This is a genomic window from Candidatus Woesebacteria bacterium, assembly GCA_016700095.1.
GTDB lineage: Bacteria > Patescibacteriota > Microgenomatia > UBA8517 > UBA8517.
The window spans coordinates 1045663-1060514 of record CP065002.1; the positions used below are offsets into that span (position 1 = coordinate 1045663).

At 36.9% G+C, this 14852-nt stretch carries 14 protein-coding genes; 8 read left to right on the forward strand and 6 right to left on the reverse strand.

Translation table 11 applies throughout. The features are described 5' to 3' along the window. Positions 1–146 precede the first annotated feature (146 nt). Together greA and IPM62_05190 are read right to left on the reverse strand one after the other, a co-directional pair. Entirely contained in the window at positions 147–617 is a 471-nt protein-coding gene (greA, locus tag IPM62_05185) for a transcription elongation factor GreA (GenBank protein ID QQS38750.1), read from the reverse strand. 184 nt (positions 618–801) lie between these two features. Next, the gene (locus IPM62_05190) at positions 802–1314 is read right to left on the reverse strand and encodes a hypothetical protein (GenBank protein ID QQS38751.1); all 513 of its coding nucleotides are present in this window, start codon (positions 1312–1314) and stop codon (positions 802–804) included. A 177-nt stretch (positions 1315–1491) separates the two neighbouring features. Here IPM62_05190 and IPM62_05195 point away from each other — a divergent pair, with 177 nt between their 5' ends. After that, a complete protein-coding gene (locus IPM62_05195) occupies positions 1492–1995 on the forward strand; it encodes a hypothetical protein (GenBank protein ID QQS38752.1) in 504 nt (167 codons plus the stop codon). A 344-nt stretch (positions 1996–2339) separates the two neighbouring features. Then, positions 2340–3611: a hypothetical protein gene (locus IPM62_05200; GenBank protein ID QQS38753.1), complete on the forward strand. Its 1272-nt coding sequence runs from the start codon at positions 2340–2342 to the stop codon at positions 3609–3611. A 48-nt stretch (positions 3612–3659) separates the two neighbouring features. Here IPM62_05200 and IPM62_05205 read toward each other — a convergent pair whose 3' ends face one another. The 3 genes from IPM62_05205 to IPM62_05215 form a co-directional block, all read right to left on the reverse strand. Further along, positions 3660–4784, reverse strand: coding sequence for a hypothetical protein (locus tag IPM62_05205; protein ID QQS38754.1), 1125 nt, complete (start codon positions 4782–4784; stop codon positions 3660–3662). A gap of 202 nt (positions 4785–4986) precedes the next feature. Further along, positions 4987–7338, reverse strand: coding sequence for a hypothetical protein (locus tag IPM62_05210; protein QQS38755.1), 2352 nt, complete (start codon positions 7336–7338; stop codon positions 4987–4989). A 434-nt stretch (positions 7339–7772) separates the two neighbouring features. Continuing rightward, entirely contained in the window at positions 7773–9671 is a 1899-nt protein-coding gene (locus tag IPM62_05215) for a hypothetical protein (GenBank protein ID QQS39597.1), read from the reverse strand. A gap of 209 nt (positions 9672–9880) precedes the next feature. Between IPM62_05215 and IPM62_05220 the strand changes: the two genes are divergently transcribed. From IPM62_05220 to IPM62_05245, 6 genes are all read left to right on the forward strand, one after another. Next, positions 9881–10810: a hypothetical protein gene (locus IPM62_05220; GenBank protein ID QQS38756.1), complete on the forward strand. Its 930-nt coding sequence runs from the start codon at positions 9881–9883 to the stop codon at positions 10808–10810. 93 nt (positions 10811–10903) lie between these two features. After that, complete coding sequence (locus IPM62_05225; GenBank protein QQS38757.1) at positions 10904–11641, forward strand: SDR family oxidoreductase; 738 nt, start codon at positions 10904–10906, stop codon at positions 11639–11641. A 1-nt stretch (position 11642) separates the two neighbouring features. Next, positions 11643–12278 (forward strand): Type 1 glutamine amidotransferase-like domain-containing protein, encoded by a 636-nt coding sequence (locus IPM62_05230; GenBank protein QQS38758.1) that lies wholly within the window; start codon positions 11643–11645, stop codon positions 12276–12278. Next, on the forward strand, positions 12275–12871 hold the full coding sequence (locus IPM62_05235; protein ID QQS38759.1) for an alpha/beta hydrolase: 597 nt from the start codon (positions 12275–12277) through the stop codon (positions 12869–12871). Before IPM62_05230 ends, IPM62_05235 begins: the two co-directional genes overlap by 4 nt. Beyond that, positions 12868–13419 carry a GNAT family N-acetyltransferase gene (locus IPM62_05240; protein ID QQS38760.1) on the forward strand — a complete coding sequence of 184 codons (552 nt, stop codon included), beginning with the start codon at positions 12868–12870 and terminating at the stop codon, positions 13417–13419. Before IPM62_05235 ends, IPM62_05240 begins: the two co-directional genes overlap by 4 nt. Before the next feature lie 255 nt (positions 13420–13674). After that, positions 13675–14259, forward strand: a complete 585-nt coding sequence (locus IPM62_05245) for an NUDIX hydrolase (GenBank protein ID QQS38761.1) — start codon at positions 13675–13677, stop codon at positions 14257–14259. Between the two features lie 37 nt (positions 14260–14296). Here the strand turns inward: IPM62_05245 and IPM62_05250 are convergent, their stop codons facing one another. Further along, the gene (locus tag IPM62_05250; protein ID QQS38762.1) at positions 14297–14656 is read right to left on the reverse strand and encodes a DUF202 domain-containing protein; all 360 of its coding nucleotides are present in this window, start codon (positions 14654–14656) and stop codon (positions 14297–14299) included. Positions 14657–14852 lie beyond the last annotated feature (196 nt).

The window sequence follows — 14852 nt, forward strand, 5'->3', positions numbered from 1 at the left end:
TAAAAAAAACTCCCTTTCGGGAGTTTCTCAACGCAAAAAAGACAAACTCCCGTCAGGAAGATGTCTTGTCCTTAGATTGTGAGTTTATTATATTTAACATTCAGGGTAATTTACATAAAAAATGATCTAGCGTCAACCGCCTAAAATTAATCAATTGCCAGAACTTCATAGACGACTTTGCCTGCCGGTGCATCAACATCAACTTTTTCTCCGACTTTCCGACCAACCAAGGCTTGGCCAAGAGGAGACGCGTGAGAAATTTTTTTCTGCATCGGATCCGCTTCCCATTCTCCGACGATATGAAAGACCACTTCTTTTTCGTTAACTTTAAGTTTGACGCTCGTTCCAATAGCAACTCCATTAGTAATCGCCGAATCATCAATAATGCTTGCGTTTTTTATCACATACTCTAATTCCTCGATTCTTCCGTCTAAAAACCCAAGCTCTTCCCGTGCGCTGTGATAGTTACTATTTTCTTTCAAATCACCATCTGCACGCGCACCAGCCAATCTCTCGACCAATTTTGGACGTTTGAGATTTACTAATTCATTCAGTTCTTTTTTAAGCGAACTTAGACCTTTGTCGGTCAATTGTATATTTTGATTATTTTGATTCATATATTTCTCTTCATACCACCTTACAAAGCATCCATATGCTTAATGTTGGAATAATAAGAGGGGGGTTAATTTTTTACTTCTGTTATTAAACCAAGCAAATCATTAAATTTTGCTTGGATTTAGTCTGATTAATAACTTTGGGCATAGCAGGTATTCTACTACCTATATATGGTATTTGTCAATACTACGCGGCTAATTTTTCAAGTGCAGCGCGTATTTTACTGTCCGTTTTTTCAGGTGTTATGTCAATAACGAGCGCCAATTCCTCAACAAGTCTCGATGTAGACAATTCAAACATATCTTTTTTACTTTTACTAAACGTCTCACTTGTTACCTTCTCCATCCAAAGGCTCCTGAGTATCCGTACCGTAGTATGTGGATCATTTTCACCCAAAGCTTGCTTTACAGTATCTATGTCTGTTGCAATTTGGTCATCAAGTGCTTCGGAAAGTTTTTTCATTATCATTTTTGCATCATCCCGCGACATAGGTTCTCTGATATTCGTTTGTCCGATGCTGTTTTCCGGAATGGAGCAAATCATGCCTTTGTTCTCAGGCGATTTATAGTAAGGTCTAAAATGCAAAATGCGAATCGGTTGTCCTTCGGAATCAGTTTTATTCTCAATTTTAAATATTCTAAAAACTTGACCAAATTCTACCAGCTTATCACCCACCTTATAATGTTTAACTTCACTCATGGTAACTCAACAAAAATCACATTCTTTCCAACTAATTTCTCAATGAACAAGTACATTATAGCACATTTTGATCACATCTGTTTGGTCCAAACTGATACATCTAACTAAGGTACTCATGTGAACACACAAAGGTTTTAGTAAGTTTTTTGTAAATATATAAATACTGTAAAATAAATTATGAAAATAACCGTTAGTGTAAATGATAATATGCAAAAAAATTACACATATTATCTAACCGAGCCTGTTGGGAAAAATTTTGATCCCGATTTTACACCGGAATTGACACCCAAAGACATGTTGGAGCTAGGAGTATTTGGGGGCAAATATATGACCGACTGTACAGACGAATTTCCGCAAGATTGGTTTATCAAAGCAAAACTATCACCTCACAAAAAAGATATCTCACTAAATTACTTTGGAGTCGATGCCAGTCAATCACTTGCATTTTGGCAACGAAAGGGCTGGATAAACAAAAATGACCCACGGGGTTGGTTTCAGTGGTACTGCAGATATTACATGGGCCGGAGAACTTTAGACGACGATAGGCAAATCAAAAGATGGAAAGCCGTTAAACGCCATATCGCTCAGCTTAAGAAAAATTGCGCCAAACACAATTTGTCATGCCGCCCGCGACAACGACAAGCACTACTCCATTGGGCGTATGATTCAAGAAAGTTATGATGATTCACATACACAAAATGTTTGGTAGCTTCAAGAAGTATTGTTTTTTATCTACAGATAATTATTGGCTCGCCTTTATTGGAATTAATTTGATGCAACAAACACCTATGCGGTTACAAAACTAATCATCAAATGACGTCCTCTACCGACAATAGTCGGTAGCATCCGTCTTCTATTAAGGATTCGATCTACAACCACTGATTGAAATCAGTGGTTGTAGACTTAACGAGAATAACCAAATATTAAATTAAGTCGATTAATCAACCAAGGTGACATCTGGTCACAGATGACAAAATACGGTAACGGGTTTATAATCAAATCTCTATTTGCTTTAGAGTTTTACCATGTCAATCGCACTATTGTCGCTTGCGGCTTTGTTGTTCGTAATAATAATAAGCTGTGTAATTCAAAGGTTAAATCCCGGATTGTTATCATTATTGGCTACTTTAATTATTGGCACGTATGTAGCAAAACTGCCGCTCAATGATTTAATTAAAACTTTCCCCATCTATTTATTTTTATTACTCATTTCAATGGGTATAATATTCGGGGTTGCTCAAAGCAATAAAAGCATGCACGTGCTTACTTTTAAAGCAATAAATTTGATACGGGGGAGAACCTTACTTTTACCGATTCTTTTTTTTCTTCTAGCTTTTGGTATTTCGGCTGCTGGTCCTGGAAATATCGCAAGTGTTGCTCTACTTGCTCCACTTGCCCTACCACTTGCAAAACAATACAAGGTTTCATCTTTGATAACCACAATCATGATCTGCACCGGTGCAAATGCAGGAGCGTTTTCTCCATTTTCGCCAACGGGTATTGTTGCTATTGGTTTAATGCATAAAATCAGTATTGACGAACAACTAATCTGGGTCGTGTTTATCGCTGCAGCTTTATTACAAAGCGTCTCAGCATTAGTCGCGTATTCTTTTTTCCTATTACGATCAAAAAGGCGTGGATTTAAAGAAACAGAGAACGAAAACACAACAAACAACAACGCTAAATTAGACAAACGACAAAAAATGACTTTAGGGTTTATCGCCTTATTAATTATTTTGGTAACAGTTTTCAAAGTACAACTTCTTATTGCTTCCGTATCGATTGCGGTACTTATGTTTATTTTTGATCTTGCCGACGAAGAGAAAGTGCTTAAAAAACTTCCTTGGAGTACGATTTTAATGGTAACGGGAATTGCAATTCTAATTGGTTTGCTTGAAAAAACCGGCGGTTTAGATATTGCAACAACGTTTATTGCAACAAATACCAATCCCAAAATGGTTAATGGTGTCTTGGCAACAGTCACCGGAGTTGTTTCTGCTTACAGTTCATCTTCCGGAGTGGTAATGCCGGCCTTCATTCCATTGATTCCCAAACTTGCAATGCAAATGGGCATTATCAACATGGTTCCAATGGTTATTGCAGTCGCCGTAGGATCACATATGGTTGACGTTAGTCCACTATCCACGCTTGGAGCTTTATGTATTGCAGCGATTGACTCAAAGACTGAACGTACACGAGTTTTTAGATTGGTAATGATGTGGGGACTTGCGATGTCTTTAGTTGGCGGATTACTTGCCTATCTTTTTCTCGACATCGGGTATAACTTAATCTTCTAATTAATCTTATTATCCGTGGATATCGAAAGTAATTTAAACAATACTACTTTATGCCTTAGAAGTGTTAACGATACTTTGACGCTTTGAATGTTTCAATCCATTTGAGCCATTCTTTTCTTCCCAATCACCCGACTGTTGCGAGAGAATTGAAAAAAGCGAACATTCCCTTATGTCTTTTGCATTTAAGATAAATTGCATCACCCTCTCACTCCCAATTCCGTACCCCGCGTGCGGTTTTGTTTTTCCCGCCATAATAATGTCTTCCAAATACCAGGTAAAATCGCTATATGTTCCGCCTCTTTTTTTGTGAAGATCAAACATTGTTGAGGTGATTAATCTTTCCTTGAGTTTTTTCCCATCATGTTCGCGCACCGCAGACCCGACCGCTTCACCGGCGTTTGGTAAAATTAGATCTGCGCTAAGGACAACCTTGGGATCGTCCTGCGATACTTTCATGTTAAAAAATTTAATTTCTTTCGGATAATGTGTAATAAATACCGGAATCTGTCGCCCACTTTCTTTCTGGTTACCGTTTAATATATCGACTACTTTTTGCTCATGTTCCGCTTTTAAATCATCGCCAAAAGCTAAACTTGTAAATCCTGACCATTTAAGTAAAATAACCGCCTCCGAATAAGGAATTTGATAAAAGGGTTTTTGTGTTACTGTCTTTAACCAACCAGTATCCAGATTGTAGACAGTCTCAAGTTCGTGAGAGCACGACGCAACTACATTTGATACTAGTGCTTTGACAGCCGACTCCACATGCGATAAAAGTGTTGTAAACATTTTATTCTCACTGTAATTTGCCAAACTCATTCCCGCTATCGTGCAATCAAATTCCTCCTCCACTAATCTAAACTGCCTCAAATGCCTTACGTCTTCTGTTTCTTCGTCACGACCACTGTGGATTATCGTATAAACTCCGGGGAAATATTGTAGCGACTGTTCCAATGATAACTGTCCTGTCTGTGTAAAAAACAATGGAAGGTTTAGTCTATTTCCAACTTTAAATAGTGTATCGACATTTTCGCAAGCTCCCGTAATTCCCACAATTTCGGGGACATCTACATATGTAAGCCCTGTTTTTCGATAATGATCATGAATTGCATAATTGATACTGGAGTTTATTTTTATCAGAGTGGGCAGTTTACAGCTTACTTTATTCGACATGTTTTAGTTCAAAAAAAAAGAGCCATCGGCTCTTTTTATATACGACTATTATTAATAGTCCAAAAGTTATCTTTCTTCAAAATCTTTTTCATCTTTCCTAACTATTAAATTTATCAACACACCATATAAATTGTCAACTATGTAAATTAACTTGAACAAATTTAAATACACAAGATTTTAAATGGAGAAATAACTTAGAAATTTAATTTACACATTTACATCTAGTCCAGTCCGCCACAATTCCGGAGCAGGTATTTGATCCGGCAGAGTACATGATTTGCGTACACGTAGCAATACCGCCAGACAGCGGGAGTAACTGACAACCTTGCGATGTACGATCGTAGTACTTTCCATTTATTCCCAGGGAGTCAGTACCAATAGACGTACACGTCAGTCCTATCGAATTACACCTGGTGTTGCAGTTCTGATTAGTGCCGGAATTCAATATGACTTGCGGTTGCGGTGTTGGCGGAACCGGTGTTAACGTTGGGGGAACTGGAGTCAATGTGGGCGGTACTGGTGTTAACGTTGGGGGGATTGGAGTTGGGGTTTGGTTGTCATCAACTGTTACTCTGAATGTTGCCGTATCAAACTGTCCAAATTCATCGGTCACTTTTACTACAAAAGTATTCAAGCCAACAGCTGACAAAGGTACCGACGAAGAAACCATCAATCCATTACTGCTTCCATCCAAAGTCAACCAACTTGGGCCAGACACAATACTATAAATGTCGGTATACGGATTCTCATCTATTACATGAGGCACTAAGTAATATGAGTAGAAACTTCCAACTGTACCATTGTATGAGGATATAATTGGATCAGCATTGAAATATGGTGCAGCATTAGGCACAGTGGTTGGAGTAGGAGTAGGAGTAATAGGACTTGGTGCAACATTACATTTCGCACCAAGATTGTAGGTATGAATAGCGGAGGGTTGTGGATTAGCAGCCGGGGACAAATTTATGTCCAAATTCAGTTGCTGATAAATATTATAAGTATTATACGGCGGATAACTTAAGTCTGTGTAAGATCTCAAATTACTTGCGTAGTATGTTGAACCATCCCTGGCAACATAAAAAGTAATAATTGCGTTACGATAATTATCAATAGAAATTCTTGGCACATTCACGGTGTATTGTGTATTTGAAGTTTGAATCACAACTTGACTGGGATCCAACACGAGATCAGGATGAGCACCATCATTGTAAGTTCTAAAACTAAGTGTTAGATAGTTTGTCGATGCATTGGTAATCAATGGGGTATAAACACCGTTATAATAATCTCCATATACTTTATCAGTACCCTCAAGGAAGGTGCTGTTGTCGCTCATTTTTCCACCAACGAAAATGCGAACTCCCTGATAATTTGCAGGATTAACAGGATACACGTTTACCACATTATTCAATGCCAGAGAAACTTGTGAAGCAACAGTTGCATGACATGTGTTTTCTGCAGGAGGTGCTATCACACTAATATTTGTCGGTGAAACGACTGAGTAATCTACTAAATCAATCTCGTTACAAACACTTCCATTGCAACTGGCTTCTTTTAAATAATGACTAGACCCTGTAGAAAAATTTGTATCCAAACTTATAGGATAACTTCCCGGAGTTGCATTATTGGCATTGAGAAAGTAATAAATGATTGGATCTGCCTCTACATCGTAAAGATTTAAATATCCAGAATCAACATAAGCTGATGTGAGAATTTTCGACACCTCAGGGGTAACACTGTAATGCATACTACCATTTATATAATTTTTTGTACCTGCATATGACATGTAAGTAAATGCGTTTGTATTTATGTTGAAATGGTCGACAAATCTTGTAACTCTATGGGCACTAGTTCCAGGCTCGGTAATATAGAGAGGAATATGAAACCGATCACCTTGCGCGATCGTAACTCCCCTGACTCCCAGCTGTACAGTAGCATTAGGCTGTTTAGTTAAAACTAACTGTGGAGCTGTTTTTGTCTCTCGTGAAGAGTAAGTCGCACTACCGTTTGACAGTGTCTCAAGTAAAAAGATCACTCTAAAGGCATCATTTTTTTGTACAACCTCGGATACATCCAATTCAACATAACCGTCGACACTCTTTTTAGTGTTATCAATAGTTCCGATTAATTTTACCGGATAGGAATCAATTACCTTTAAATTATTGTCTGTTTCTTTCACGCTCCCACCTAATTCATATACGTTAACAGTTGCAAGATCTGATTTGACTAGCTTAAGACGAAGTACGGCTGTAGTTTTTTGGTCACCGGTTGGCACATCGAATCCGATGACTACTTTTGATTTCGCATAGGCTGTTGATGATACAACCAAAGTAGTCGATGTCCCGGAATTTATTTTAGGTGGATTGTTATATAAAGTTACATCAAACTTGGGATTATACTTGCCAGCCAGAGCGGCACGTGTTGATAAATCTGTTGGACGAGATACTATCCATACTGAAACAAACAATGAAAAAATCAGAAGAAATGGCGTAACCAATTTCAGGTATTTGGATTTGTTAATCCATTCACCAGAAAAAAATACGCCTAACCGCTTCATATATTACTAATAATGATTTGTCGTTTAATTAATGTCAATGGTTCATTTAATTTGCACCTTAAGAAATATAGGTTGAACAATAGATGGGCATGCCACAAGAATCTGTGTTTTTCTGAAAGATGTTTCAAAAGAGTTTATTCACTCCTTCGCGTAAATCACACTTATAGGCACAATTTTTTTACGAAGTATGTACAAAAATCCATCAACGTTAACCACATCAATTTGGATATATATTTAATCAAACTCTAAGGGGATATTATTTTCAACCCCATTAAACTACCAAGGTGTCACAAAAACAACGCTACCCCAAAATGAGAAATATTGTTAGGAATGATTCTCTACCGACTTTAGTCGGTAGTATCCGTCTTATGTTAAAGATTCGATCTAAAACCACTGATTGAAATCAGTGGTTTTAGACTTAACGAGAATAAAAATTATTGACAACAAAGTTCAAAGGTCGAATTAACGTTACACGATTCATGATTTGGAAGACCACACCTTCCCGTTCTGGTTTTACCAAGATAACATACTAAACCAGCTCGGCAATCGGTCGTCTCTCGGCATAATCCATAACATGAACCAAAAGCAGGAGTGGCGGTGGGTGGTACCGGTGTCGCAGTTGGTGGTACTGGTGTCGCGGTGGGTGGTACTGGTGTTAGTGTTGGCGTAATTGACGGTGTTGGGAATACAGGTTGATCACCAAACACACATTCTCTAGCGCGCCACGCATTGTTGAACGATTCTATTGAATAGGCAAACGATAAGGTTGCAACTTTGTTCAAAGCACTGACTCCGGTACTCGGATACACATCAATCTGATGTGTCGTCGATGTAACGTTATTAGCATGATACGAAGAACCATCTGTCGTGGGATAAAAAGCCATCCATTCATCATGTGTGGAATTATTGTATATTTGCACGGGAGGTACATAAATTGTTTTTTGTTCACCATCTATCATCAAAGAAAGAGTTCGTGGTTCAAAATTATGAGTAATTGCTTGAGGACTTGTTGGTCCATGAAATGCGAGTATTAAATGCTGACTTGCACCAGTTTGTAGCTGTGTATAAGTCGTGTTTTCGAGTGTTCCGTAATGTATCGTATTTGCCGACGTGGGTGGGATCGTGTTATTTGTCACTCCATAAATTTCAATCTTAGCAAACAGTCCGGTAGGCCCGCCTGTATCAATTTCTGCATACGGAATATTTGCTTGCACATTTGTTACGGCATTGCTTACCGTAAGGCTTCTATGGCTTTCTGAATAAGGCAAATTGCAATACGGTACATTGTTTGTGATAGAAATCTGACTAGAACCGTTTACTGTTGCGTCTGTAATTGGAACAGTATAAGGATTGATCAGTAAACTTCCACTTACCAAATTGTTGTTATATACAGTACCCACTGTTGCATTATCAGGAACCTTATACCACAGCTCAACCATATCGCCATCAATTTCCAAGGGACTAGTCGCTTGATTTGCCGTAATACCAAGAATTGGCGGAGTCAGAAAAGTTAGGTAGCAATTATGATTAGTTACTATACACGTACTCTTTTTAATAAACCCCAAATAACTTAGTCTGGAGTCGGGATTTATCTGAAATTCGATATAACTAATAGTATCCTGTGGTGAAACAATATTTGATTTGAGTGGTACATAATCACCCGGCCTTGCTACTACATTTCCGTTTTTGACAAGCGTAAAGACGGTGCTTGTCGAAGTCGGAGAATTTAACACTAACTGCGGTTTAGTAGACGATTCTCGTGAATAATACGTATTTGTTCCCGTAACTAAGTTTTCAAGTAGAAAATATATCTTCACATTATCAACGCTATTTACCGTTTCGGTGACATTTATTTCCAAATATCCGTCAGACGATTTTTTCGAATTCGACATTTTTCCAATTAATTTTGTCGGATATGTGTCCAATACTTTCAAACTAACATCCGTCTCGCCTATCTCACCCATTAACAAATATACATTTACATCAGGAGTAACTGTTTTTTGTGGTTTTATTCTAAAAACAGCAGATTCATAGTTTCCATTTCCCGGGAAATCAAAACCAACAACTACCTTGGATTTTGCAGTTTTGGAAATTGAGGAAACAAGTGTTGTCGACTTATTCGGATCAATCTTTACTGCAGAACTATATAAAGTCGTGTCAATTCTCGGGTAATAAATATTTACAGAAGAAGCCTTCGGTCTAAGCATACTCGGGCGAGATACAGCCCAAACCGATATGAAAAGTGAAAAAATTAATAGAAAGGGAGCAACCAGTTTTAAATACTTATTCTTTACTATCCATTCACCAGCAATAAACGCGTTTATACGCTTCATATATTAATAATGATTTGGTATCAAGCCAATGTCAATGACTCATTTTGAGCATAGTAATATGTCACTATCCAATATTTTTCATGCCTATCAGACAAAAGTTTATTTTCCGACAAGGTACTTAATCTACGGCAATAAAACACGTGGCATTGAAATTAACAACTAAGTGTATTTAGTATTCAAGCTATGGATAAAAGTCTTATAATATGAGAATGTCGCTGCAAACCACATCCTCGCCTGGAAAAATAATTCTCTCAGGAGAACATGCAGTCGTTTACGGACATCCGGCACTTTTAGCGGCGGTTAACAAAACACTTAGTATCACCGCCTTGGACGATAGGTTGTTACATACAATATATAAAAGCATTGACAATTTACAAAGTACCGACAGCCTTCCTTATATTTTCAATCAGCAATTTATACATAAACATAAATTAACAATACAATCCAATATTCCGATCGGTTGCGGGATGGGGTCCTCCGCCGCCTACTCAACAGCTTTATCGATGCTTATTTATAGTAGTGATAAACACGAAATAGAAGACAAAGTCGAACGACTTTCTTATCTTTTCGAAAAGCAAAAACATAATAACTCAAGCGGTGCCGACACCGCAGTATGTCAAAGGGGTGGTTTTTTGTGGTACAGAAAAGAGTCTGAAAATTTTAAAATATTTAAAAGCCTGACCCCCAATAGTTCATTTCCGAAGTTCTCAATACTCAATACCGGTACACCCAAAGAATCAACCGGTGACATGGTAAATTTGGTTTCAGAAAAATATAAAATAAAAAAAAGCCAGACACATAAACTTCTAAATAATATTGCCGATACAACAAAATGTTTCCTTGAATTTTTCTTGGGCAATAAAAAATATCAAATCAAGGAACTGATAAGAGAAAATGAAATATTACTTGAAAAACTTGGTGTTGTTTCTACGAGTACTGCTAGTTTAATTCGTCAAATCGAAAAAATTGGCGGTGTGGCAAAAATTTGCGGTGCGGGAGGATTTAAGGGAGATTCGGGAATATTGCTTTGTTATCACACGGATTTAGAAATTATTAAAGAATTTGCACAAAGCCACAACATTAGTTTACTAAAGGGCATTAAACTCGGCATGCCAGGAGCCCGCATAACAAACAATTAGATAAATATATATCTAATCATTTTCGTGGAAATAACAATACTATATTAATAATCCACCTTTATTCATGGTGTTAATTAAAGTAAAATACTATACATGGAATTGAAAGATAAAATCGTAGTTATTACTGGTTCCTCAAGTGGTATTGGGAGAACCACAGCTATCAGATTTGCTCAAGAAGGAGCAAGGGTTGTCGTTAATTACAATATCAATAAAAAAGGTGGAGAAGAAACACTTAGAGATGTGAAAAAATATTCTGAAGGTTTATTAATTCAAGCTGATGTTTCAAAACCAGACGATATAAAACGATTATTTCAAAAGATTGAAAAAAAGTATGGAACAGTTCATATTTTAATAAACAACGCTGCAATTCCTAACGACAAAGTGCCCTACCTCGAGGCGTCTTACGAAGATATTGTTGAACTAGTTCACACTGACTTAATCGGGCCTATGCTCTGCTCCCAAATTGCAATTGGGTATATGCAGAAGCAAGGATTTGGTAAGATCTTAAACACAAGCTCAATTAGAGGCGCTGAACACGGTGGCAGGTCAATAGTTTATGCAGCTTCAAAATCCGGTATAAATAGTTTTAGTAAAACACTGGCAAAAATGGTTTCTCCAATAATTCAAGTTAACGCAGTTGCTCCAGGTTTTGTCAAAACTAGAAATTACGACAAAATGACCAAGGAACAAACGGATATGTTTATAGAACAAACTTATTTGAAAAGATGGGTAACGGAACATGAAATCGCCGATGCATTTGTGTTCCTTGCAAAAAATGATGCAATGACTGGGCAGGTCATTTATGTTGATGCAGGGTTTACTTTGAAATAGCATGAAACTGTTTTTGGCGTCAGAAGCAAAACACCCCCAAAGCATTGAAAAAATGAACGAATTCATTGGTGGTTTTGAAGGAAAATCTATTGCCTATATTCCCACAGCCGCTAACGGTGAAAATCCATATGGAGAATGGGAGAAAGAAAGCTCAACTTGGAAATTAGTAAATACGTTAGGTGCAAAAGTAACGCCCGTCGTACTTGAAGATTACAAAGACAAAAGTGTTGTCGAAATATTAAAGGGCAAAGATATTATATGGTTTCACGGAGGTGCGTGTGGTTACCTCATGTATTGGATTAGAAGATGTGAACTAGATAAACATTTACCTAAATTATTAGAAGAAGGTAGCATGTATGTCGGATCAAGTGCGGGAAGCATGATTACAGCTTCAACATTAAAAGTAACCGAGTGGTATTTGGGAGAATCCGAACCCGGAGCTAGTATTTTCCCAGGCTTTGGTTTTGTTGATTTTGAGATCTATCCTCATTTTGAAGATGGCATGCTTCCTGAAATTAAAAAACATTGGAACGGGGGAAAAATATGTTTACTGAAAAATGGAGAAGTAATTACTGTTGTTGATGGCAAAGTTACGATTCTGGGTGAAAAAAGATTTCTGGAAGGAGAAACAAAATGAAAAATGCAATAATATTTCACGGAACTGGGTGTACACCTAAATCTTATTGGTTTCCAAAGACCAAAGAGCATTTAGAAAAATTAGGTTTCGATGTATGGGTTCCTCAACTTCCGGATGCAAATAACCCCGATATATCAAAATGGCTACCTATTGCGTTGAGTGGAAAATACACAAGAGACACTGTCGTTATTGGCCATTCAGCAGGTGGTCCTTTGGTGTTAAGTGTTCTGGAAAATATTGATGTTACTATTCATAAGGCAGTAATTGTTGCTGGATTTGCAAGAAAATTAAGGTACGATAAAGAACATAAAACTAAACAACTAATATTACAGTCAAGGTACAATTGGAAGAAAATTAAATCCTCAGCAAAAGATATTATTTACATTAATTCAGATAACGATCCTTGGACCATTGACGATGAAGAGGGTTTGTATATGTGGAGAAAAACTGGAGGCACTCTTATACTTCGGTCTGATGAAGGGCATATGGGATCAGATAGATTTAAACAGCCTTATACCAGATTTCCATTAATTGAAAGGTTATTAGAGATTAAGTATACACGTTCATCAGTTGATGGATCAGACAAAAAATGAAAAATCATATCGAATTATTAGTTGTTGAAAAATTAACTGCTGATCAACAACGAGATGTTGCTTATTTACAAAAAATAGCATTTCCGGACGTAAGTGACGAGGAAGACGAGGAAGATTTTTATCATCATAAATCAGCGCATATACTAGCATATTTGGACGGTAAACTGGTTGGGTGGGCAGGTATACACGAAACAGAACAAATCTTTGAGGAAAAAAGGATTAAACTTGGAGGTTATGGAATCTGTACCCATCCTAATTATTGGGGGAAAGGAATAGCTGGAAAAGTTTCTCAAAAAGCAATGGACTATCTAACAAACAAGAGGTGTGAAGTAGGATTTTTATCAGTCGATTTTAACAACGAAGTATCATTAAGACTTCACAAAAAACACGACTTCGTTATGTTGCATAGAAAGTTTTCTTGGACTAATTCTAAAGGCGAACTCAAGAAAGATACAGGAGGAATGATTGCCCCAATAAGTTCTCGGGAACTTTTTAAATACATACTTGAGGGTAAAGACACTCTTTATGTGGGTAATGGTTATTGGTAAATAAGATCTATTATATATATTTTAAGGAGACAAAATGAAAAATGCAATTGCAAAAAAAACGATCACGATCAGTGGGGTCATTTAGAAAAAGCGATTAAGATAGCATATAAAGTCGGATGTGAGTTTTTGTTATTTAATGGCAATTTAATAGTTCCTCCCGACTTAACAGGGCAGAATAAATTAACGGTATTGCACCATTGTTATCCTAATACAAAAGACTTAAAATCCTAAAAAAGTTACACTTAAAATAAGTATATGGTTATCCCCAAACCCAAATCAAAACAGCCGCTACCGAAAAACGCTTCGAGGGTTTTTAAGGGCGTAATATTTGATGTATATCAGTGGAAACAAAAAATGTTTGACGGTTCAATTGAAACATACGAAAAATTAAAAAGACAAGATACGGTAATTGTTTTCCCTATCATGCATGACGGTAAAATTCTTTTAACCAAACAAGAACAACCCGGTAAAAAACCGTTTATTGGCGCTACCGGCGGAAGAGTTGAAAAAGGGGAAGAAATTATCGATGCCGCCAAAAGAGAATTACTCGAAGAAAGCGGTTACGAAGCCGATGAATATATTTTTTGGAAATCAGTACAACCAATTAGCAAAATTGAGTGGTCAGTTTATATCTTTATTGCTAGAAATTTAAAAAAAGTTGCACCCCCCAAATTGGATTCGGGTGAAAAAATTGAACTGATGCCCGTTAATTTCGATGAATTTTTGGAAGTTGCACTTCAACCAAATTTTTATGAACAAGAAATCTATCGCGACGCAGTGGAGGCAAAATTGGATGAAAGAAAAAAAGAAGAGCTTAAGAAGCTTTTTTGGGGGATGTAGTAGGTATACTTGTTTAATGAATTAAAGTATATGTACTTCAAGTATTATGTACATGAAACAACATAAAGTGCCTTTTATTGTAATTATGAATTTTACGCCGACTACTTTGATGAATTTCAGGACTAAATATTTCCGTCAGAAGCCGTTCAACTTTGAAAAATCTTGCAAAACCGATAATTAATAAACTAATCCCCAGGAAAATAAGAGCAAATCCCCCAAAGTAAAATACTGGGCCCTCAAAAAGTTTCAAAAACGTTACTCCTACTGCCATTGAGCCCACCATTGTTTTTATGTAAGCTAACAAAGTACGTTCGTTTGCCATTGCTGTTCTCTCAAGAGCGAGTTGATCTCGAAGAATTATTTCATTATTGGTTGATACATGATTCAAAGCATTCATGGGTCTTAGTTACTTTAACATGTAAATTATATAACTTATAGTGTTAGCGTTGTTTCACTACTTCACTTATTAAGATAAATACTATTTTGTTACTTCAATTTATTAAACACACTAGTGTATTATATTGAGAAAGAGATACAGGAAACAGCTTCTTTTTTGTGTTTTATTGTTTGTCCTTAATGGACTATTTAAAATT

What these genes read in the sequence shown, in the direction of transcription:
- greA (QQS38750.1), bottom strand. Translation starts at nt 617, where the DNA reads ATGAATCAAAATAATCAAAATATACAATTGACCGACAAAGGTCTAAGT.
- IPM62_05190 (QQS38751.1), bottom strand. Translation starts at nt 1,314, where the DNA reads ATGAGTGAAGTTAAACATTATAAGGTGGGTGATAAGCTGGTAGAATTT.
- IPM62_05195 (QQS38752.1), top strand. Translation starts at nt 1,492, where the DNA reads ATGAAAATAACCGTTAGTGTAAATGATAATATGCAAAAAAATTACACA.
- IPM62_05200 (QQS38753.1), top strand. Translation starts at nt 2,340, where the DNA reads ATGTCAATCGCACTATTGTCGCTTGCGGCTTTGTTGTTCGTAATAATA.
- IPM62_05205 (QQS38754.1), bottom strand. Translation starts at nt 4,784, where the DNA reads ATGTCGAATAAAGTAAGCTGTAAACTGCCCACTCTGATAAAAATAAAC.
- IPM62_05210 (QQS38755.1), bottom strand. Translation starts at nt 7,338, where the DNA reads ATGAAGCGGTTAGGCGTATTTTTTTCTGGTGAATGGATTAACAAATCC.
- IPM62_05215 (QQS39597.1), bottom strand. Translation starts at nt 9,671, where the DNA reads ATGAAGCGTATAAACGCGTTTATTGCTGGTGAATGGATAGTAAAGAAT.
- IPM62_05220 (QQS38756.1), top strand. Translation starts at nt 9,881, where the DNA reads ATGTCGCTGCAAACCACATCCTCGCCTGGAAAAATAATTCTCTCAGGA.
- IPM62_05225 (QQS38757.1), top strand. Translation starts at nt 10,904, where the DNA reads ATGGAATTGAAAGATAAAATCGTAGTTATTACTGGTTCCTCAAGTGGT.
- IPM62_05230 (QQS38758.1), top strand. Translation starts at nt 11,643, where the DNA reads ATGAAACTGTTTTTGGCGTCAGAAGCAAAACACCCCCAAAGCATTGAA.
- IPM62_05235 (QQS38759.1), top strand. Translation starts at nt 12,275, where the DNA reads ATGAAAAATGCAATAATATTTCACGGAACTGGGTGTACACCTAAATCT.
- IPM62_05240 (QQS38760.1), top strand. Translation starts at nt 12,868, where the DNA reads ATGAAAAATCATATCGAATTATTAGTTGTTGAAAAATTAACTGCTGAT.
- IPM62_05245 (QQS38761.1), top strand. Translation starts at nt 13,675, where the DNA reads ATGGTTATCCCCAAACCCAAATCAAAACAGCCGCTACCGAAAAACGCT.
- IPM62_05250 (QQS38762.1), bottom strand. Translation starts at nt 14,656, where the DNA reads ATGAATGCTTTGAATCATGTATCAACCAATAATGAAATAATTCTTCGA.